Below are 20,058 nucleotides of genomic sequence, written 5' to 3' on the forward strand. Positions count from 1 at the left end.
GATTACGCATTGGACAACCCTGCATGCGACTGCTTGTATCTATCACTGGCAAGCGGTGACATGTCCCACCCCTTCGTCCAGGGAAATGAACGAGGAACAAGACGATGGCGTATAGCGTCATGATGGTATTCGGCACCCGCCCCGAAGCGATCAAGATGGCACCGCTGGCCCGGGTGCTGCGCACCTGGCCCGAGGTCAACCTGCATATCTGCTCCACCGGCCAGCACCGCGAGATGCTCGAGCAGGTGCTCACCGCCTTTGGCCTGAGCGTCGATCAGGACCTCAAGGTGATGACCCAGAACCAGACGCTCAATGGCCTGTCTCGCGACCTGCTGGACAAGCTCGACCAGGCCTATGACCAGGTCAGGCCGGACATCGTGCTGGTCCACGGCGACACCACCACCAGCTTCATCGCCAGCCTCGCGGCCTTCCAGCGGCACATTCCCATCGGCCATGTCGAAGCCGGCCTGCGCACCGGCAACTTGCAACAGCCCTGGCCCGAGGAAGCCAACCGGCGCCTGACCGGGGTACTCGCTGACCTGCACTTCACCCCGACCCGCGACTCGGACGCCAACCTGATCCGCGAAGGCGTGCCGCCAGAGCACATCGAAGTCACCGGCAACACCGTCATCGACGCCCTGTTGTGGATGCGCGACCACCTCGCCGAACGGCAATGGCAGCCAAGCGCCGACTCGCCCCTGAGCAAGCTGCGGCCGGAGCAGCGCATGGTGTTGATCACCGGCCATCGTCGGGAGAACTTCGGCCCCGGTTTCGAACGTATCTGCCTGGCACTCGCGCAGCTGGCCGAGCGCTACCCCGACGTACAGTTCGTCTACCCGGTGCACCTCAACCCGCAGGTGCAGAAGGCCGTGTATGGCGTACTGTCGGATCGCAACAACATCCACCTGATCGCCCCCCAGGACTACCAGCACTTCGTCTGGCTGATGAACCGCGCCCAGGTCATCCTTACCGACTCCGGTGGCGTCCAGGAAGAAGCGCCGGCACTCGGCAAGCCTGTGCTTGTGCTGCGCAAGGTCACCGAGCGCCCCGCCGTGCTCAAGGGCGGCACGGTCAAGCTGGTGGGCACCGTGACTGAACGCATCGTCGAAGAAACCGCCCGGCTGCTCGACGACCCGGCGGCCTACGCGCGCATGGCGCGGGTCTATACCCCGTTTGGCGACGGCCACGCCAGCGAGCGCATCGCCGAGCGCCTCACGCGCTGGTTCGCGGAAACGGCTACCCAGCGAGACGACGCATGAGCCTGGTTTTCATCGACTTCCTCACCTATGTGCTGTTCGGCCTCAAGGTCCTGGCGATCATCCTCGCCTCTCTGATGTTCCTGCTCGGCCTCGACGACCTGTTCATTGACCTTTGCTACTGGGGCCGCAAGCTGATCCGCCGTTTCCGCATCTACGACAAGTACGAAAAGGCCGACGAGAAACGCCTGTTCGAAGTAGCGGAAAAACCCCTGGCAATCATGGTCCCGGCCTGGAACGAAGTGGGCGTGGTCGGCGAAATGGCACGCCTGGCAGCCTCGACCATCGACTACGAGAACTACCAGATATTCGTCGGTACTTACCCCAACGACCCGCAGACCCAGGCCGACGTCGACGCCGTGTGCCTGCATTACCCGAACGTGCACAAGGTGGTCTGTGCCCGCCCCGGCCCCACCAGCAAGGCCGACTGCCTGAACAACATCATCGACGCCATCCTGCGCTTCCAGGACGATGCCCGTATCGAGTTCGCCGGTTTCATCCTGCATGATGCCGAAGACGTGATCTCGCCCATGGAATTGCGCCTGTTCAACTACCTGTTGCCGAACAAGGACATGATCCAGATCCCGGTGTACCCCTACGCGCCGGAATGGAAGGGTTTCACCGCCGGGCACTACGTCGACGAGTTCGCCGAAAACCACGGCAAGGACGTGATCGTGCGCGAAGCGTTGACCGGCCAGGTGCCCAGTGCTGGCGTCGGCACCTGCTTCAGCCGCCGCGCCATCAGCGCCCTGCTCGAAGACGGCGATGGCATCGCCTTCGACGTGCAGAGCCTGACCGAAGACTACGACATCGGCTTTCGCCTGAAGCAAAAAGGCATGAAGTGCATTTTCGCCCGCTACTCCATCACCGACCCGGCGCTGGCCCTCAAGCACGAGTGGCGGCCGGGCATGAGCCGCGAATTCTCCCAGGTGATCTGTGTGCGCGAGCACTTCCCGCGCGACTGGCAGCATGCCATCCGGCAGAAGTCGCGGTGGATCGTCGGCATCGTCTTCCAGGGCACCAGCAACCTCGGCTGGAGCCGCACCGGCGCGCTCAACTACTTCCTCTGGCGCGACCGCCGCGGCCTGTTCGCCTACCTGCTGAGCTTCCTGGTCAACCTGTTGCTGCTGGTGCTGCTGGCCATGTGGCTGGTAACCGTGATCGCCCCCGATTCCTGGCGCTTCATGTCGATCCTCAGCGACAGCCAGTTGCTTACCACCCTGCTCTGGCTCAATGGTCTGATGCTGATCAACCGCCTGTTCCAGCGCGGCTGGTTCGTCACCCGCTATTACGGCATCTTCGAAGGCCTGCTGTCGGCGCCACGGATGATGTGGAGCAACTTCGTCAATTTCTTCGCCAACCTGCGCGCCCTGCGCCAGGTCATGGAGATGGGCGATTCGCGGCGGGTGGCGTGGGACAAGACCACCCACGAGTTCCCTGCCCTTGCCTCGCCGGCGCGCACGCCGCTGGGCCATCGCCTGGTGGAAAAGGGCTACATCACCGAACAACAGCTGGAGCAGGCGATCACCAGCCCGGTGCGCCGGCGCCTGGGCCGCGAACTGCTGCTGCGCGGCTGGCTGAACAGTGAGCAACTGGTGCAAACCCTGGCCGAGCAGCTCGACCTGCCCTGGGCACCGCTCAACCCGTTCAAGCTCGCCCCACAACTGATCGCCCAACTGCCGCGCCGGCTGGCCACGCACTACGGCGTGCTGCCGGTCGCCGAAGACGGCAATACTCTGGTGCTGGCCAGCGAAAGCCCGGTCAGCCAGGTGTCGCTGGGGGTCATCAGCCGCCAGCTCAAGCGCCCGGTCAGTTGCCGCCTGGCGCCCCAGGGCCGAGTCACCCTGGGCCTGCGCTATCACTACCCAAGCCCCTGGCAAATGCCTGAAACCCAGCAGATGCTCAGCGTGCTGGAGCGGCACCAGGATGACGCCGATCTGATCGAGCAGGTCAGCCATCACCAGGTGATGCTTGGCGCCCTCCTGCAGGTACGCGGCATGGTCCCGGTCACCCTGTTCAACCAGGCACTGATCGATTTCAACCCCGAGCAGCAAAGCCTCGGCGAACACCTGATCGCCCGCGGCATCATCACCGAAGAGGTGCTGCAACAGGCCCTCGCCGAACAAGCCAGCGAACAGCAGGCTGCCTTTGACCTGACCCGGGAGGTGGCATGAAGCCGCGCCTTTCCCTCACCCTGTCCGGGCTGTTGCTGTGTTCCACTGCGCTGGCGAGCCAGGCAGCCCCCATGAGCGAATTCCAACGCTTCACCAGTTACCCCTTCATGGAACGCAGCTACCGCGAGGCGAAGAAGGACAACTGGGCCGAAGTCGAACGCCTGACCCGCCATGTACTGAGCCGCGTGCCGAACAACGACGAAGCCCGTACGCTGCTGGTCGAAGCCCTGGCACACCAGCGCCGCTACAAGGAAGCCGAAGCCATGGCCGAGCAGGTCGGCGACGGCCCCGAATACGCCAACGCCCTGCTCGAGCTGCGCCTGACCTGGATCGAGCAGGACCCGCCTGCGGCCAGCCAAGTGGAAGGCTGGCTGGCCAACGCCGATGGCACCCAGCGGGTACGCCTGTGGCAGGCCTACAGCCTGAGCCTGGCCAAGTTCGGCGGTGCCGGCAAAGCCCTGGAGTGGCTCAACCAGCTGCCGCCACGCGACGATGGCCAGGTGCTGCGCCTGGCCCGGGCCAACTTCGCCGAACAGTTGCGTAACTGGAAGGAAACCATCGAGCAACTGCAGCCTCTGGCCGACAAGGGCCAATTGCCGCCCGAAGACTGGCAGCGCCTGGCCAACGCCTATGTCCAGCAGGTCGATGAAAAGGGCCTGGAAAAGCTGCTGCAAAGCGCCCCCTCTCCCGAAGTCGCCAACCAGACGCGCCTTGCCATGGCCAATCGGGCCATCGCCGTCGGCCACAACCAATTGGCGCAGCGCTGGTTGGAAAAATTGCCCACCGAGCAGTTGCAGCAACCTGAGCAACGCCAGCAGTTGTGGGAGCTGGCCCGTGAAGGGGATGACGCGCCACTGGTACGGCAGCTGAGCAACGAGCTGCAGCGCCCTTGCCTGGAGACCGTCGACTGGTTGTCACGCCGTGACCCGGACGTTGCCCGGGAACAGTTCAAGGACTGCCCGGCCAGCGCAGACCCGCGCGCTTATGCAGTGCTCAAGCAGCGCCTGTATGGCGACCCGGTGCAGCCGCCGCAACCCCGCACAGCCACCGAGTGGGAAAAACGCTACCGTCAGAACGGTGACCTGGCCGCGCTTGAGCAAGCAACCTACCTGTTGCTGCATCAAGGCCAGAGCGAGCGCGCCCGCAACCTGCTGGAGCAGGCTTATGACCGTCGCCAGGGGCTCCTGACACCTTCCCTGCTGCAGCGCCTGGGCAATATCTATGCGCGCAACGATGGCCCACTGAACAGCCAGCGCATGCTCGGGCTGATCCCCAGGGTCGACGCCGATACCCGCGCCCAGCTGCTCGGCCGCCTGGCTGAAAACGGCCAATGCGCCGCCGTGCGCCGGGCCATCCCGGCGAACCCGAGCGAAGCCGGCCAGTACCGGGCCCTGGGCCGCTGCGCCATGCCCGATCAACCCGGTGAAGCGGTGGTCTATTACCAGGCCGCCGAACGTCTGGGCGACAGTGGCAACCGCCTGCCCCTGGCCTACGCCCTGGAAGCGGCCGGCGATTCCGAAGCGGCCATGCCGATCTGGCGCAACCTGCCGGCCAGCGCCTGGAACGACAACGCCCGCCTGACCGCTGCCCGCGGCGCCTTGAATGCGGGCGATGCCGACGCCGCCCGGCGCTACTGGGACGCGGCCGCACACAACAGCGCCGATGACTGGGCACTGGGTGCCGCCATCGCCCAAGCTCAGGGCGACCTGCACGCGGCACTGGGTTTCCAGCGCCAGGCCCTGGCGCACAACCCGCGTGCCGACCACTACTACGCCGCCGCCAGCACGGCGCAACTGGCCGGCGACAGTGCGCAGAGCACCGCGTGGCTGGCCGAAGCCGTGCGCCTTGAGCCCAACCAGCCGCGCTATCGTGCCGACTACGGCATGCGCCTGGCCGGCTCGCAGGACAAGGCCCTGCGACAGCAGTCCATCCCTTATCTGGAACGCGCCACCCACGACTTCCCCGAGGACTATCGCCTGGGCGAGACCCTCGCCCTGCGCTACGACGAAGCCGAGAACAGCGCAGCGGCCCGCCGCGAACTGCGCCGGGTGATCGATGTGGAAGAGAACCTGGTCGATGGCGACGACGAATACGGCAGCCTCGAAGCCCGCAAGTACCGCCAGCGCCGCGCCCACGAAACCCTCTCGCGGCGCGACACCATCACCCTGGCCAGCACCTGGTCGCCGGCAGGCACCTCGACCAACGACAAGTTCCTCGATAACGGCGAGCGCAGCGGCACCTCACGTCGCGCCCAATCACAGAACGTGCAGCTGGCCATGTGGGACCACGCCCTGGGCGAGGAACCCAGCCGCAACGGCAGCACCTTGTCGGTCTATGGCCGGGTGCTGTTCGGCGGCCAGAGCCGCACCGACTATGCGCAAAGCATGGGCACCGGCGTCGGCCTGCGCTACAAGCCGCTCGGCCAGGCCAACCTGAACCTGTATGCCGAGCTCTACCACCAGCGGCAGATCGACGATGACCACTACAGCGGCCTGAGCCTGGGCCAGCTGCTGAACCCCTCCAAGGTGGGCGGCAACTGGGGCGACTTGCGCCAGCACGCCGAATCGAGCAACGACCTGCTGCTGCGCGCCACCGCCTCGTTCCTCGACCAGGGCGACTGGCGCAACGACTGGCGGGTCGACGAAGACGACTGGAACGAGCGCTTCCTCTACCTCGATGCCGCCTGGTGGACCCGCGCCGGCGACCACGCCTGGCTGTCGCGCTACCAGCAGGGCCATGCCTGGAAGCTGCCCGGCAACTCGCCACAAACGCTCATGCCGTACGGCTTCTTCGAGTTTTCCAGCCAGGACCCAAGCAACGACTGGCGCCAGGACACTCGGGCCGGGGTCGGTGTGCGCTGGCAATGGTGGTTCGACGACGACCGCTACAACGCCTACCGCGGCTCGCTGAAGGTGCGCGCCGAGTACCAGCAGTCGCTGGGTGGCAACCTCTACAAAAGCGCCAATGGCGTGCTGGTTGGCGCGGAGATGAGCTTCTGATGCGTACGTTCCTGGCAATCTGCATGCTCGCCCTGTGCCTGCCGGCCGTGGCCGACCAACGCCTGTTCTACCAGCCACTCAACCGCGACGCCGCGGTGACCCAGTCGCAATGGCAGCAACTGTGGCGCGCCACCAAGGCGCAAGGTGGCACGACGCTGATCGTGCAGTGGAGTGCCTACGGCGACAGTGACTTCGGCGGTGCCCAGGGCTGGCTGGCCAACAGCCTGCGCGAGGCCCACGCCCAAGGCCTGGAGCTGGTGCTCGGGCTGTACCTGGACCCGGCCTACTACCAGCGCATCGAGGAACTCGACGGTGACGGCCTGAACACTTACTGGAAGTCGCAACTGGGCCGCTCCATGAGCCAGTACCAACAGGTTCGCCAGCACTGGCAATTGCCCGTTGCCGGCTGGTACCTGCCCATGGAACTGGACGACCTGCACTTTCGCGACAGCAGTCGTCGCGAGGCGTTGTACAGCCAACTGCAAGCCTTCAACCGGCGGCTGGACAAGCCGCTGCACATCAGCGCGTTCAGCGCCGGCAAGCTGGCGCCACGGGTCAATGGCGCCTGGCTGGATCAATTGGCCGGGTTGGGCTTGACTGTGTGGTGGCAGGACGGTGCCGGGACCGGGCGCTTGCCGCCGCTGGTGCGCCAGCGTTACGAACAGGCGCTGCCCTGTCGGGTGGGGGTGGTGCGCGAGGCGTTTCGCCAGGTGAGCGGTCCAGGGCAGCCGTTTCGGGCTGAACCTGCGCAACCGAAGATGAGCGGTGGGTGCCATGCCGAGGCGGTGTTTGCGCTGCGCTACCGGCCTTGGGCCCGGAGTGTTCTGCCACAGAACTGAAGTCTGTCTGTATCGGCCTCTTCGCGGGTGAACCCGCTTCACAGGATCTCCACTGTCGTTCGGATCTGTGCAATCCCTGTGGGAGCGGGTTCACCCGCGAAGAGGCCAGTACGGGCGATGCAGTACTCCCAGGAGCCCCTGATGTTCAAGACCATCGAAGAGCACGTGCGCAAGCAGGTCGCCCCCGCCGCCCTGCGCGCCGAATTCCGCCAGCACGAATTCGAATCGATGCGCCCGTTCTGCATGCTGATATTCTGCGTCAGCATCGCCATCTGGCTGGTCTTCGACCTGATTGTCAGCTTCCTTGGCAGCCAGGGCTTCACCTGGCTGTCCTACCTGTTCATGGGCCTGCTCGGCTGCCTCACCGTGGTACTGCGCTTTACCCGTCGCAGCCACCATTTCGACGTGCTCAACCTGCTGTTCATCGCCGTCATCACCCTGGGCATGCGCCTGGTGATTGAAGGCATTCCCGAACCCTTGCGCCCGGTGTGGCTGGTGCTCGGCGTGTCGACCGTGCTCTATGCCGTTTCGGTGCTGCCGGTACGGCGCTGGTCGTTCTTCTGCGCCATGGCCATCACCTGGGCCATGCTCAGCCCCTTCTACCACACCCGCATCGATGTCGATCAGCTCGAAGGTGCCATGCTGCTGAGCTACGCGGTGTTCCTCAGCGGGCTGGTGATCTACAGCTACCTGCAGATACGCCAGGCCAAGCTGCACAATTTCTACCTGTCCAAGGTACTGCTGGAGCAGGCTTACTTCGACGCCCTGACCGAGATCCCCAACCGCCGGGCGTTCATGACCAATGCCGAACGCCAGATCCGCCTGGGCACGCCCGGGCAATACCTGGCGATGATCGACATCGACAATTTCAAGCGGGTGAACGACCGCTACGGCCATGACGTGGGCGACGCCGTACTCAAGCGCGTGGCGGTGCATATCAAGGCGGGGGTGCAAGGGCACGAATTCGCCCGGCTGGGTGGCGAGGAGTTCGCCATCTTCTTCGCCGGGCTGAATCAGCAGGCTGCCGAGCGATGCGTGGCGGCCTTGTGCGAGCGGGTGCGCAAGGATCTTGGCGTGCCACCGGTAACCATCAGTATCGGCCTGGCCAGGGTGGACAGCGGTGAGACGCTCAGCATGGCGCTGATACATGCCGACCAGGCGCTGTACGAGGCCAAGCACAGCGGCAAGGACCGCTTCGTGCTATGGACTAGCCAGCTGGCAGCCGAATCCTGAACTGCGCCCCGCCCAGCGCCGACTGCGCCACGGTCAGCGTCCCGCCCTGCCCCTCGATTGCCCGGCGGCTGATCGCCAGGCCCAGGCCAAAGCCACCGGTATTGCGGTCGCGGCTGCGGTCCAGGCGGTAGAACGGCTGGAAGATCCGCTCACGCTCCTCGGCCGGGATGCCGATGCCGTCATCCTCCACGGTCAACAGGCAAGCACCGTCCTCCTCCAGTCGCAGCCGCAGCAACAGGCTTTCATCGCAGTAGCGCATGGCGTTGCGCACCAGGTTCTGCACCGCCCGAGCGGTCAGCCGCGGGTCCAGCACGAAGCGTGGCAGGTTGCCCTCGGCCTGCACCTCCCACTGGATGGCGCGGGTATCGAGTTCTTCGGCAAAGCCGCCGAGCACGCTGTCAACCAGCTCCAGCAACGACACTTCGACCCGCTCACGGGCCTGGTCGGCGTTGTACAGGCGGCTGTACGACAGCAGCTCGAGCACCAGTTCATCCAGCTCGCGCACGTGCCCGACCAGCTCCAGCAGGCGCTTGCGGCTGGCGGCTGGCACCTCGTCGAACAGCAGCACCAGGCCGAAATCCAGCCGGGTCAGTGGCGTGCGCAGCTCGTGGGACACCGCGTTGAGCAGTTCGCGCTGCTGGTTGACGTGGCGTTCGAGGTCACTGGCCATGGTGTCGAACACCCCTGCCAGTTCGCCGATGTTCGAGTGCGGCGAGATGTGCGTGCGCTCGGCCATCTGCCCTTGGCCCAGGCGCCGGGCGGTTTCCTTCAGGCGCTCAAGGTCGCGCCAGTGCGGCCACACCCAGAGCAGCAGGCAGCCGAGCATGGCCGCGCCGATCAGTACCGTCACACCCCAGGACAACACGTTGATGTCCAGTGGGTCTGGTGGTGAATGCAGGCTGACCAGCCAGTCCTGATCCAACGGTGCCAGTGCCGTTCTGTAATAGCCCCAGTCACCGATGCGCACGGCATACAGGCCGTGCTCCAGACGCGCTTTCTCTTGCGCGCTCAGGCCGGCCTCTTCGCTACGCAGCAGCTTGACCTCCAGTGGCGCAAAGACCTTGGCCAGGTCCTGCTCCACCGCCGGCCATTGCGCCTGCGGCGCCTGCTGGAACTGGCGCACGATGAGCGACTGCACACCCTTGGCCTGGTCCAGGTTGTAGGCCATGAAACGGTCATGGAACAGGCCGACGATGGCGTCCGGGATCAACAGCAATGCCCCGGCGTAAGCGACGATGATGACCAGATACAGGCGCACCAGGATTTTCAGCATGGCGCGTCAGCACTCCCACTCGACACGGCTGAACAGGTAACCCTTGCCCCACACGGTCTTGATCTTGCGGGCCTCGCCGGCATTGTCGTCGAACTTGCGGCGCAGCTTGGAAATGGCCACGTCCACCGAACGGTCGGTACCGTTGAATTCGATGCCGCGCAGTTGCTGGAGAATGCGGTCGCGGCTGAGTACCACACCGGCATTGCGCGCCAGCACCACCAGCAGGTTGTATTCGCCACTGGACAGCTCCACCTCTTCGCCACGCCAGCTGACCTGGCGCTCGGCGAGGTCGATACGCAGGCCACCGATGACGATCTGGTGGTTGTCCAGGCGCGGCTCGTTGACGCTGCTGCGGCGCAGCAAGGTGCGCACACGGGCCAACAGTACCCGGGGCTCACAAGGTTTGGTCACGTAATCGTCGGCCCCCATCTCCAGGCCCAGCACCTGGTCGTGGCTGTCGTCGCGGGCGGTCAGCATCAGTATCGGCAGGCTCTGCGATTCCTGGCGCAGCAGGCGGCACAGTTGCAGGCCGTCGATACCGGGGAGCATCAGGTCGAGAATCACCAGGTCGGGGTGGTCTTGCCGGAACGCGTCCAGCACGTGATCGCCACGGGCTATCACCCGGACATGGAAATCGTTGCGTTGCAGGTAGCTGGCGATCAGCTCGGACAGCGCACTGTCATCTTCGACCAGGAGAATGTTGGGCATATGAGAAGGAAATAAATGTGAGGAAAGCTTCACCGGCCTCTTCGCGGGCAAGCCCGCTCCCACAGGTACATCACAGGATTCAGATCTTGCGCGGCCCCTGTGGGAGCGGGCTTGCCCGCGAAGAGGTCGGCACAGGTTGATGGAGAATATAGAATCCTACAAACCGGTAGGACTGTTCTTAACACTTTTTCACACAGGTCCTACAGGTGTTAACAGCCGTCCGAGGAACGATTGCCTTAGGATATGCGGGGTCATCATCGGAAGATCCGCATGCCTATTACCCTCCCCCCGCGCCTGCGCCCCCTGGCGCTCGTGGCGCTGCTTGCCCTGCCCCTGGCCGGTTGCGACGACGCGGCCGAGCAGGACGAAAAACAACCCGTACCCCAGGTCCGGGTCGAGACCCTGCAACTGCAGCCACTGGCCGTCAGCACCGAACTGAGCGGGCGCATCCTCGCGCCGCGCACGGCAGAAGTGCGCGCGCGCGTCGCGGGCGTGGTGCTCAAGCGGGTGTACCGCGAAGGCAGCGACGTCAAACAGGGCGATGTGCTGTTCCTCATCGACCCGGCGCCGTTCAAGGCCGACCACGACAGCGCCCGCGCCATCCTGGCCAAGGCCGAAGCCACCCTGTACCAGGCACGCCTGCAAGAGCAGCGCTACCGCCAGCTGGTCGACGACAAGGCGGTCAGCCGCCAGGAGTACGACAACGCCCGCGCCGCCTTCCTCCAGGCCGACGCTGCCGTTGCCGAAGCCAAGGCCGCGCTGGAGCGCGCCCGCCTGAACCTGGGTTACGCCACGGTCACCGCGCCGATTCCCGGGCGCATCGGCCGCGCCCTGGTCACCGAAGGTGCCCTGGTCGGCCAGAACGAGACCACGCCGCTGGCGACCATCCAGCAGCTCGACCCGATCCATGCCGACGTCACCCAGTCGACCCGCGAACTCAACGCCCTGCGCCGTGCACTGCGCGCCGGGGAGCTGCAACAGGCCGGCGACGGCCAGGCCCGTGCCACGCTGATCCAGGACGATGGCAGTGCCTACCCGCTGCCGGGCAAGCTGCTGTTCTCCGACATCAGTGTCGACCCGAGCACCAACCAGATCACCCTGCGCAGTGAATTCCCCAACCCGGACCTCGACCTGCTGCCGGGCAGCTACGTGCGCGTGCGCCTTCAGCAAGCTGTGCAGCCCAAGGGCCTGAGCGTGCCGCAGCGGGCCATCCTGCGCGACAGTGCCGGGGTGCCGAAAGTGCTGGTGGTCGACGCGCAGTCGCGCATCAGCGAACGCCCGGTGGTGCTGGGCAATGCCCAAGGTGATCGCTGGCGGGTCAGCGAGGGCCTGGCGCCCGGCGAACGGGTCGTGGTCGAAGGCCTGCAACACGTCAAGGCGGGCGACCAGGTCCAGGTCGACGCCGAGGCTCAGTCCATCGTCCAGCACAACGGCCAGTGAGGGCCTGATCCATGCCGCAGTTCTTCATCGACCGCCCGATCTTCGCCTGGGTGATCGCGCTGTTCATCCTGCTTGCCGGCGCCCTGGCCATCCCCCGGCTGCCGGTGGCGCAGTACCCCAACGTGGCGCCGCCGCAGGTGGAAATCTACGCCGTGTACCCTGGCGCCTCGGCGGCGACCCTGGACGAAAGCGTGGTCAGCCTGATCGAGCAGGAGCTCAACGGCGCCGACAACCTGTTGTACTTCTCGTCACAAAGCAGCCTGGGCAGCGCCACCATCACCGCTACCTTCGAGCCGGGCACTCACCCCGACCTGGCCCAGGTCGATGTGCAAAACCGCCTCAAAGTGGTCGAGTCGCGCCTGCCGCGCCAGGTCACCCAGCAAGGCCTGCAGGTGGAGAAGGTGTCCACCGGCTTCCTGCTGCTCGGCACCCTCACCTCCGAGGACGGCAGCCTCGATGAAACCGCACTGTCGGACATCCTTGCACGCAACGTGATGAACGAAATCCGCCGCCTCAAGGGCGTCGGCAAGGCGCAGCTGTATGGCTCCGAGCGCGCCATGCGCATCTGGATCGACCCGCGCAGGCTGATCGGTTTCAACCTCACCCCCAACGATGTGGCCGAGGCCATTGCCGCGCAGAACGCCCAGGTCGCCCCCGGCAGCATCGGCGACCTGCCCGCCCGCGGCACCCAGGAAATCACCGCCAACGTGGTGGTCCGCGGCCAGCTGAGCACGCCGGAGGAATTCGCCGCCATTGTCCTGCGCGCCAACCCGGATGGCTCCAGTGTCACCGTCGGCGATGTCGCACGGGTCGAAATCGGCGCCCAGGAGTACCAGTACGGCACCCGCCTGAACGGCAAGCCGGCCACCGCTTTCAGCGTGCAACTGGCACCGGGCGCCAACGCCATGGAAACCGCCACCCTGGTGCGGGCGAAGATGAAAGAGCTGTCGCGCTACTTCCCCGAAGGCGTCAAGTACGACATCCCCTACGACACCTCGCCGTTCGTCAAGGTATCAATCCAGCAGGTCATCAACACCCTGTTCGAAGCCATGCTGCTGGTGTTTGCGGTGATGTTCCTGTTCCTGCAAAACCTGCGCTACACGCTGATCCCGACCCTGGTAGTACCCGTGGCGCTGATGGGCACGTTCGCCGTGATGCTGGCGATGGGTTTCTCGGTCAACGTACTGACCCTGTTTGGCATGGTGCTGGCCATCGGTATCCTGGTCGACGATGCCATCGTGGTGGTGGAGAACGTCGAGCGGATCATGGCCGAGGAAGGCCTGCCGCCTCGCGAGGCCACACGCAAGGCCATGGGCCAGATCAGCGGCGCCATCGTCGGCATTACCCTGGTGCTGGTGGCAGTATTCCTGCCGATGGCCTTCATGAAGGGTTCGGTAGGTGTGATCTACCAGCAGTTCTCGCTGTCGATGGCGGTGTCGATCCTGTTCTCGGCGTTCCTCGCCCTGAGCCTGACCCCGGCCCTGTGCGCCACCCTGCTCAAACCGCTGGCCAAGGGCGAGCATCAGCAACGCCAAGGCTTCTTCGGTTGGTTCAACCGCCGCTTCGAAAGCCTGAGCAACGGTTACCAGCGCTGGGTGCTGCAAGCGCTGAAGCGCAGTGGCCGCTACCTGTTGCTGTATGGCGTGCTGCTGGCCGTGCTGGGATATGGCTTCAGCCAGTTGCCTACGGCGTTCCTGCCCACCGAAGACCAGGGTTACACCATCACCGACATCCAGCTGCCACCCGGTGCCAGCCGCATGCGCACCGAGCAGGTCGCCGCCCAGATCGAGGCGCACAACGCCGAGGAGCCGGGCGTCGGCAACACCACGCTGATCCTCGGTTTCAGCTTCTCGGGCAGCGGCCAGAACGCCGCGCTGGCCTTCACCACGCTCAAGGACTGGTCCGAGCGCGGTGGCGACGACAGCGCGCAGTCGATCGCCGACCGGGCCACCCTGGCCTTCACCCAGCTCAAGGACGCCGTGGCCTATTCCGTGCTGCCACCACCGATCGACGGCCTGGGTGAGTCGACCGGCTTTGAACTGCGCCTGCAGGACCGCGGCGGCATGGGTCATGAGGCGCTGATGGCCGCCCGTGACGAACTGCTGGCCGGCGCGCACAAGAGCAAGCTGCTGGCCAACGTGCGCGAGTCCTCGCTGGCCGAAAGCCCGCAGGTGCAGCTGGAAATCGACCGTCGCCAGGCCAACGCCCTGGGCGTTTCATTCGCCGCCATCGGCTCGGTGCTGGACGTTGCTGTGGGCTCCAGCTACGTCAACGACTTCCCCAACCAGGGCCGCATGCAGCGGGTGGTGGTGCAGGCCGAAGGCGACCAGCGCAGCCAGGTGGAAGACTTGCTGAAGATCCACGTGCGCAACAACAGCGGCAAGATGGTGCCCCTGGGCGCGTTCGTCCAGGCCAAGTGGGTCAGCGGCCCGGTGCAACTGACCCGCTACAACGGCTACCCGGCGGTGGCGATTTCCGGAGAGCCGGCAGCGGGCTACAGCTCGGGTGAGGCCATGGCCGAAATCGAGCGCCTGGTCGCCCAGCTGCCGGCCGGCGCCGGCCTGGAGTGGACCGGCCTGTCGCTGCAGGAACGCCTGTCCGGCAGCCAGGCGCCACTGCTGATGGCGTTGTCGTTGCTGGTGGTGTTCCTGTGCCTGGCGGCGCTGTACGAAAGCTGGTCGATCCCCACCGCCGTGCTGCTGGTGGTACCGCTCGGCGTGCTTGGCGCGGTGCTGGCGGTGACCCTGCGGGGCATGCCCAACGACGTGTTCTTCAAAGTCGGCCTGATCACCCTGATTGGCCTGTCGGCGAAGAACGCCATCCTCATCATCGAGTTCGCCAAGGAGCTGGTCGACCAGGGTGTGGACGCTGTCGACGCCGCCGTACAGGCCGCCCGCCTGCGCCTGCGGCCGATCGTCATGACCTCGCTGGCGTTCATCCTCGGTGTGGTGCCGTTGGCCATCGCTACCGGCGCAAGTTCCGCGAGCCAGCAGGCGATCGGCACCGGTGTGATCGGCGGGATGCTCAGCGCCACCCTGGCAGTGGTGTTCGTGCCAGTGTTCTTCGTGGTGGTGATGCGCCTGGCTGGACGCGACCGCAACAAGGCCGAACAGACGCAGGCCAGCGAAGCCTGACTGGACAAGCCGGGCGTTGAATGAGAGGGTTCCGGCATTGACTGCCCGGAACCCTTTTTCATGCCTGATACCCTGCCCCCCTGCTCTGCCCTGATCCTCGCCGGTGGCCGCGGCCAGCGCATGGGCGGGCGTGACAAAGGCCTGCTGCAATGGCGCGGCGAACCGTTGGTCGCGCATATCCACCATACCGTGAGGCCGCTCACCGATGACCTGGTGATTTCCTGCAACCGCAACCAGCAGGCGTATGCCGCTTATGCTGACCAACTGGTGGGCGATGCCGAAGCGGACTTCCCCGGCCCGCTGGCCGGGGTGATTGCCGGGCTGAAGGCGGCCCGGCATGAGTGGGTGGTGCTGCTGGCGTGTGACGCACCGTTGGTTGACCGGGCATTGATCGCAGCGCTGCTGGAGGCAGCAGTGGCCAGCGACAGCGCTGCGATGGTGCGCCAGGGCGGGTATTGGCAACCTATGTTCAGTGTCCTGCCATGCCGGGTGCTGCCGGTGCTGGAGCGGGCCTGGGCGGCGGGTGAGCGGAGTTTGCAGAAGGCCTTGCTGCGGGAGGCGGTACAAGGGCTGGAGTGTGCCGAGGATGATCGCCGGTTGAGCAATTTCAACAGCCCGGAGTTGCTGCAAGGCTGAGCCTGTCATTGCCTGTGCCGGCCGCTTCGCGGGTGGGCCCGCGAAGCGGCTCACACCGATTCAGCGGATGAACACCTGCGGCGTGGTGGTGGACATGTCCCCGCCCGGCAGCTTGATGTTCTTCACTTTCTCCAGTGTCTGCGGGTCGAACACCGCCAGGTCATTGAAGGTGCCGCCCAGGTACAACTTGTCGCCCTTCTTGTCGAAGGTCACGCAGTAGTAGGTGTGCTCCAGATCGGCCGCCTTGATCAGCTTGCGCTGCTTGATGTCGTATTTGGCCAGGCGGTTGAGCACGCCGTAGATCTGGTTCGGATCCTTCGGCGAACGCAGGCCGGTGAAGTAGAGTTCGGTCAGGTCGGCGAATTCCTGGGTATGGGCCTTGCCGGTCTTGAGGTCGATGCTCAAGTAGCCATACAGCGGCTGCGCCTCGTTCGGGTCCTGCTTGGCGTCCTTGAACCTGGCGATGGTGTAAAGCATCGAGAACTCGTGGCGCGGGCTCTGGTGCGGCCAGAAGTACAGCACGTCAGGGGCGCTGTAGCCCTTGCGGTTCCAATTGCGCAGCGGCAGCGCCACGGTGTATTTGCCGGTCTGCACGTCCATCTTGTAGATGTCCGGCCCGGCGACGAACAGGCTGCCATCGTCGGCGGTGCGCATCAGGTACACCTGGCGCGGCATCGGGAAGGTCCGCACCGGCTTGGCCTGCAGGCCATCGGCAGTGTTGTAGACCTCCAGGCGCGGCGGCTTGACCACATAGTGATCATTCAACCGCTGGGTCGGGTTGACGGTGGCGTACACCTCTTTGCCATCCGGGCTCAGGGCGAACGAGTACATCGACTTGCCGACTTCACCCGGCACGCTGGACAGGTTGGCGTGGAAGGTGGTCCTGCAGGTGTCCAGGTCGATACCGTAGATATCGCCATAGTGGTTGTTGAGCACGTAGGCGGTGCGGTTGTCCGGCGCCATCACTGCGCTGCCGGGGCCGAACTTGTCGGGCATCTGGCAGCTCTTGTACAGCGTGTCGCTGGCCACGTCGATGACGTGCAGGTTGTTCGGGTAGTTGGTGGTGATCAGGTATTCCTGGCCAGCCTTGAGGGCCGGCCCGGCATCATCGGCCTGTACCGCCCAGGCGCAGGCCGTGGCGGCGATGGTCAGCGCGAGCTGCGCGCAGCGTCCAGCTTTCATGCGGTTTCCCCTTGTCATTATTGTCGGCCGGTCACTTGTCTTTCGGGAACACGGTGCCGAGGTTGCGCCAGTCTTCCTGGGAGTTGTTCGCCTGGGCGTTCCAGTCCTGATAGGTGCTCATCATGTCCGGCACCTGGGCCGGCCACCAGCAGGGGTCGGAACAGCCATATAGGTCGGCCTCCATCGGCTGGCACAGCGAGCTGACGCCGCCAAAGGCGTCCACTTCCCAACCCGGGTCGGTGGTGGCGGTGCAACCGGCCACCGCGCTCATGGCCATGACTGCTTCGACGCGGTCTTCGGCGGCGGCCTGCTCGAGGATGCGCGCCTTGTTGTTCAGGGGCTTCAAGTGCTTCATGTCAGTGCGCCTTCCGCGGGGTGATGTAGCGGTCGATGAAGGCCGGGTTGGCGGCCATGATGCGGCTGTAGACTTCGATGCCGAAGTCGACCCAGTCGCGCATCAACTCGCAGTAGTGGTAGGTCGGGTGCTGCGGGTCGCCGTAACGGGCATAGCTCTCGTGGTAGCACCCGCCGGAGCACAGGTTGCGGATGCGGCAGCTGTCACAGCCGGTGTTGCTGCGGTCCAGGCGCTGCGACAGGAATTCGTTGAGCTGCGCCTGCTTCACGCCCTGGTGGACGTTGCCAAAGGTCGGCAGGCTGGAGCCGGTGAAGCGGTGACACAGGTTCAACTCGCCCTCGTAGTCGACGGCCAGCATCTTCAGCCCGGCACCGCACGGCAGGGCCTTCTTGTGGCCTTCGTGGATGTCGGTGATCAGCTGGTGCAGGTTGGAGAAGCCGATGTTGCGGTGCTCCAGCGCTGCTTCCAGGTACGTGCGGCCCAGCGCCTTCATGTTGGCGAAAACCTGTACCAGCTCTTCGCCGGTGAGGTTGAAGTCGGCCATGTCGCCGGAGGTGACTGGGGCAAAGCCGACTTCGGCAAAGCCCATCTCGTTGAACAGGTGGTTCCAGATGGTCTCCACATCGGTGATGCCACGGGTCAGCGTGACCCGCGCGCCCACCGGGCGGCTGGTGTAGCGCGACAGCAGCAGGTCGGCCTTGCGCCGCACCACGTCATAGGTGCCCTGCCCGCCCACCGTGATGCGGTTGCGGTCATGCACGGTCTTCGGGCCGTCGATGCTGATCGACAGGCCGAAGCGGTGGGCGTCGAGCCAGTCGATGATCTCTTCGGTCAGCAGGGTCGCGTTGGTGGTCATGATGAACTCCACCTGCTTGCCAGCCTCGGCGAAGCGCCGCTCGCAATAGGCGACCATGTGCTCGATCAGCGGCCGGTTGGACAGCGGCTCGCCGCCGAAGAACACCACGCTGTAGCGTGCTTCGTCGGGTGATTCCTTGAGCAGCATCTCCACCGAGGCTTCGGCGGTGGCGGTGCTCATCTTCTTGCCCGCGGACGGTTTGTCCAGGTCTTCCTTGTAGCAGTAGGTGCAGCTGAGGTTGCAGCCGGTGTTGACGTTGAGCACCACGGTGTTCAGCGCCGTGCGCTCGACCTGCTTGAGGGCGATTTCCGGGGTCAGCGGCGAGCCGTCGCTGACCAGCTCCAGCGCGATCAGCTCGCGCAAGGTGTCCTGGATATCGTCGCTGGCAAACTGCTGGCCAAGGCGCTGCATCAGCGCCTCGGCCGAGCAGCCTTGCTGGCGCAGGGTGTCGATGATGCTACCGGTCACCGCGTCGGCGGTGAACAGCGAACTGCTGGGGATATGGAACAGCATGCGGTCAGCATCAACCTGCACTTCGTGCAGGTTGCGTTCGACCAGGTTCAGTAGCGCGCCCATGGCGACCTCCCGATAATCGATCCGTTGGCAAAACCGTTACACCCCGCCCTTACGGCAGCGGCGGGTTGTTCCAACGCTGAACGGTGACGATCATGTGGCCTTCACCACGCTGGCCGCCGTCTGCCAAGGTGGCGATGACCTTCAGGTTGCCGGCGTTGTTGGTCATCATCTTGCGCGCCGGGTTCGGCCCGGCCCCGCCTGGCACGAACACCCCGTCGGCCTGCATCTGCCCGGCGAACCTGACATCTTCGTCCTCGACCGCACGCTCGTTGAATGGCTCGACCTTCCAGCTGGCCGGCAGGTAGCCGATGCGCAGCGGCTGGCCACTGCCATCCTTGCCCCAGGCTTCGGCTTCGAAACGGCCCTGAACCTTGGGCACCGAGGCACCGTTCTCGCCGATACGGGCGATGGAGAATGCCGGCACCACCTTTACTTCCTCGACCTTGTCATAGACCGCCAGGTTGGCGCCCTTGATTTCACCCACGCCCACCTCGCGCTGGCCGGGCTTGGCATCGGCGGCAGCGCGGGCCTTGACACGCACCAGGGTCGGGGTCTGTTCCAGCACTTCGCTCACCTCAACGCCAGCCCCCAGGTCGGGCTTGCCGGCCAGGCCGGTGCCGACCAGGGTGATCTCGCTCTCGCCACCGGCCTTGATGAACGCAGGCTGGACCGCCAACAAGCGCGCCTTGCCCTCTTTGGCGGCGATGAAGTCCAGGCCACGCTCGTCGTGATCGGCCTCGAACATGCGGCCTTTCATTTCGCCGTCCAGCGCGGCAAACACCTGGCGCAGGTTGCTGTCGCCCACCTTGACGTTGCCGCGCCATTCATAACCGTTGTAGAGCAGCGCCGTGCCACTGCCATTGAACGGCGTGCCGTCGGCGTAGCTGCCTTTGACCTCGACCTTGAAGGTATCGCCCTGGTCGGCAGTCACAGTCATCACCCCACGCACATCGCCCTTGGCCAGCATGTGGCCGCTGAACGCCCACTGCCCCGCCAGCGCGTCTGCGGCAGGCCTGGCCTTCTGCCATTCAGCCCAGGCCGGGCTCTCCAGCGGGAAGCGCCTGGCCAGGTCGGGTACCACCTGTTTGAGGGCGATCTCCAGCCAGTCGCGGTCACGCGCCTGGGCCTGGTATTCGAGGGACGGCCATTGGCCAAGGTGGAAGTTGACCAGGTGCTCCCATTCCTGCGCCGGGCGCCGCTGCAGCGCGACACGGGCACCGGAGTGGCAGCGCCCGCAGGTTTCGCTGAGCTGAGTATCGAAGTGCTCGACGGTGTTGAGCCGGCGCTCCATGGCGTAGCGCACGCCATCGGTCTCGCTCGGCGCCAGGCCCTGCTTGTCGGCCAGGTACTTGACCAGGGTGCGGCGATCGTCGTCGCTGATCTGCACGCCGTGCATC

At 65.3% G+C, this 20,058-nt stretch carries 14 protein-coding genes; 8 read left to right on the top strand and 6 right to left on the bottom strand.

The window, feature by feature from the left end; genetic code table 11:
* The first annotated feature begins 104 nt into the window (after positions 1-104).
* From wecB to APH33_RS12550, 5 genes are all read left to right on the top strand, one after another.
* Positions 105-1,259, top strand: coding sequence for a non-hydrolyzing UDP-N-acetylglucosamine 2-epimerase (gene wecB, locus APH33_RS12530; RefSeq protein WP_054885443.1), 1,155 nt, complete (start codon positions 105-107; stop codon positions 1,257-1,259).
* Positions 1,256-3,430, top strand: coding sequence for a cyclic di-3',5'-guanylate-activated glycosyltransferase NrfB (nrfB, locus tag APH33_RS12535; RefSeq protein ID WP_054885444.1), 2,175 nt, complete (start codon positions 1,256-1,258; stop codon positions 3,428-3,430). Before wecB ends, nrfB begins: the two co-directional genes overlap by 4 nt.
* Positions 3,427-6,429 (top strand): phage receptor, encoded by a 3,003-nt coding sequence (locus APH33_RS12540; protein WP_054885445.1) that lies wholly within the window; start codon positions 3,427-3,429, stop codon positions 6,427-6,429. The genes nrfB and APH33_RS12540 overlap by 4 nt, the downstream gene beginning before the upstream one ends.
* Positions 6,429-7,268, top strand: a complete 840-nt coding sequence (locus APH33_RS12545) for a DUF4434 family protein (protein WP_054885446.1) — start codon at positions 6,429-6,431, stop codon at positions 7,266-7,268. Before APH33_RS12540 ends, APH33_RS12545 begins: the two co-directional genes overlap by 1 nt.
* Before the next feature lie 141 nt (positions 7,269-7,409).
* Entirely contained in the window at positions 7,410-8,501 is a 1,092-nt protein-coding gene (locus tag APH33_RS12550) for a GGDEF domain-containing protein (protein ID WP_054885447.1), read from the top strand.
* Here APH33_RS12550 and APH33_RS12555 read toward each other — a convergent pair.
* Positions 8,476-9,774 (bottom strand): ATP-binding protein, encoded by a 1,299-nt coding sequence (locus APH33_RS12555; RefSeq protein ID WP_054885448.1) that lies wholly within the window; start codon positions 9,772-9,774, stop codon positions 8,476-8,478. The genes APH33_RS12550 and APH33_RS12555 overlap by 26 nt on opposite strands.
* Positions 9,775-9,780: 6 nt before the next feature.
* Positions 9,781-10,482 (bottom strand): response regulator transcription factor, encoded by a 702-nt coding sequence (locus tag APH33_RS12560; protein WP_054885449.1) that lies wholly within the window; start codon positions 10,480-10,482, stop codon positions 9,781-9,783.
* Between the two features lie 270 nt (positions 10,483-10,752).
* Between APH33_RS12560 and APH33_RS12565 the strand changes: the two genes are divergently transcribed.
* Genes APH33_RS12565 through mobA form a run of 3 tightly spaced genes read left to right on the top strand, consistent with a single transcriptional unit; the run spans position 10,753 to position 15,692 of the window.
* The gene (locus APH33_RS12565) at positions 10,753-11,922 is read left to right on the top strand and encodes an efflux RND transporter periplasmic adaptor subunit (protein ID WP_054885450.1); all 1,170 of its coding nucleotides are present in this window, start codon (positions 10,753-10,755) and stop codon (positions 11,920-11,922) included.
* An 11-nt stretch (positions 11,923-11,933) separates the two neighbouring features.
* The gene (locus APH33_RS12570; protein WP_054885451.1) at positions 11,934-15,056 is read left to right on the top strand and encodes an efflux RND transporter permease subunit; all 3,123 of its coding nucleotides are present in this window, start codon (positions 11,934-11,936) and stop codon (positions 15,054-15,056) included.
* Between the two features lie 60 nt (positions 15,057-15,116).
* A complete protein-coding gene (gene mobA / locus APH33_RS12575; protein ID WP_054885452.1) occupies positions 15,117-15,692 on the top strand; it encodes a molybdenum cofactor guanylyltransferase MobA in 576 nt (191 codons plus the stop codon).
* Between the two features lie 60 nt (positions 15,693-15,752).
* Here mobA and peaD read toward each other — a convergent pair whose 3' ends face one another.
* The 4 genes from peaD to peaA form a co-directional block, all read right to left on the bottom strand.
* Positions 15,753-16,874, bottom strand: coding sequence for a quinohemoprotein amine dehydrogenase subunit beta (gene peaD, locus APH33_RS12580; RefSeq protein ID WP_054885453.1), 1,122 nt, complete (start codon positions 16,872-16,874; stop codon positions 15,753-15,755).
* A 31-nt stretch (positions 16,875-16,905) separates the two neighbouring features.
* Positions 16,906-17,229, bottom strand: a complete 324-nt coding sequence (gene qhpC / locus APH33_RS12585; protein WP_054885454.1) for a quinohemoprotein amine dehydrogenase subunit gamma — start codon at positions 17,227-17,229, stop codon at positions 16,906-16,908.
* Position 17,230: 1 nt separating this feature from the next.
* Positions 17,231-18,661 (bottom strand): quinohemoprotein amine dehydrogenase maturation protein, encoded by a 1,431-nt coding sequence (peaB, locus tag APH33_RS12590; RefSeq protein WP_054885455.1) that lies wholly within the window; start codon positions 18,659-18,661, stop codon positions 17,231-17,233.
* A 49-nt stretch (positions 18,662-18,710) separates the two neighbouring features.
* The coding region (gene peaA / locus APH33_RS12595) for a quinohemoprotein amine dehydrogenase subunit alpha (RefSeq protein WP_054885456.1) at positions 18,711-20,058 on the bottom strand (1,348 nt) is incomplete at its 5' end.

This window comes from Pseudomonas sp. NBRC 111130 (assembly GCF_001320485.1).
Classification (GTDB): domain Bacteria; phylum Pseudomonadota; class Gammaproteobacteria; order Pseudomonadales; family Pseudomonadaceae; genus Aquipseudomonas; species Aquipseudomonas vlassakiae.

Bases quoted from the DNA above. Each gene is read 5' to 3' on its own strand.
- wecB (WP_054885443.1), top strand. From the start codon at position 105: ATGGCGTATAGCGTCATGATGGTATTCGGCACCCGCCCCGAAGCGATC.
- nrfB (WP_054885444.1), top strand. From the start codon at position 1,256: ATGAGCCTGGTTTTCATCGACTTCCTCACCTATGTGCTGTTCGGCCTC.
- APH33_RS12540 (WP_054885445.1), top strand. From the start codon at position 3,427: ATGAAGCCGCGCCTTTCCCTCACCCTGTCCGGGCTGTTGCTGTGTTCC.
- APH33_RS12545 (WP_054885446.1), top strand. From the start codon at position 6,429: ATGCGTACGTTCCTGGCAATCTGCATGCTCGCCCTGTGCCTGCCGGCC.
- APH33_RS12550 (WP_054885447.1), top strand. From the start codon at position 7,410: ATGTTCAAGACCATCGAAGAGCACGTGCGCAAGCAGGTCGCCCCCGCC.
- APH33_RS12555 (WP_054885448.1), bottom strand. From the start codon at position 9,774: ATGCTGAAAATCCTGGTGCGCCTGTATCTGGTCATCATCGTCGCTTAC.
- APH33_RS12560 (WP_054885449.1), bottom strand. From the start codon at position 10,482: ATGCCCAACATTCTCCTGGTCGAAGATGACAGTGCGCTGTCCGAGCTG.
- APH33_RS12565 (WP_054885450.1), top strand. From the start codon at position 10,753: ATGCCTATTACCCTCCCCCCGCGCCTGCGCCCCCTGGCGCTCGTGGCG.
- APH33_RS12570 (WP_054885451.1), top strand. From the start codon at position 11,934: ATGCCGCAGTTCTTCATCGACCGCCCGATCTTCGCCTGGGTGATCGCG.
- mobA (WP_054885452.1), top strand. From the start codon at position 15,117: ATGCCTGATACCCTGCCCCCCTGCTCTGCCCTGATCCTCGCCGGTGGC.
- peaD (WP_054885453.1), bottom strand. From the start codon at position 16,874: ATGAAAGCTGGACGCTGCGCGCAGCTCGCGCTGACCATCGCCGCCACG.
- qhpC (WP_054885454.1), bottom strand. From the start codon at position 17,229: ATGAAGCACTTGAAGCCCCTGAACAACAAGGCGCGCATCCTCGAGCAG.
- peaB (WP_054885455.1), bottom strand. From the start codon at position 18,661: ATGGGCGCGCTACTGAACCTGGTCGAACGCAACCTGCACGAAGTGCAG.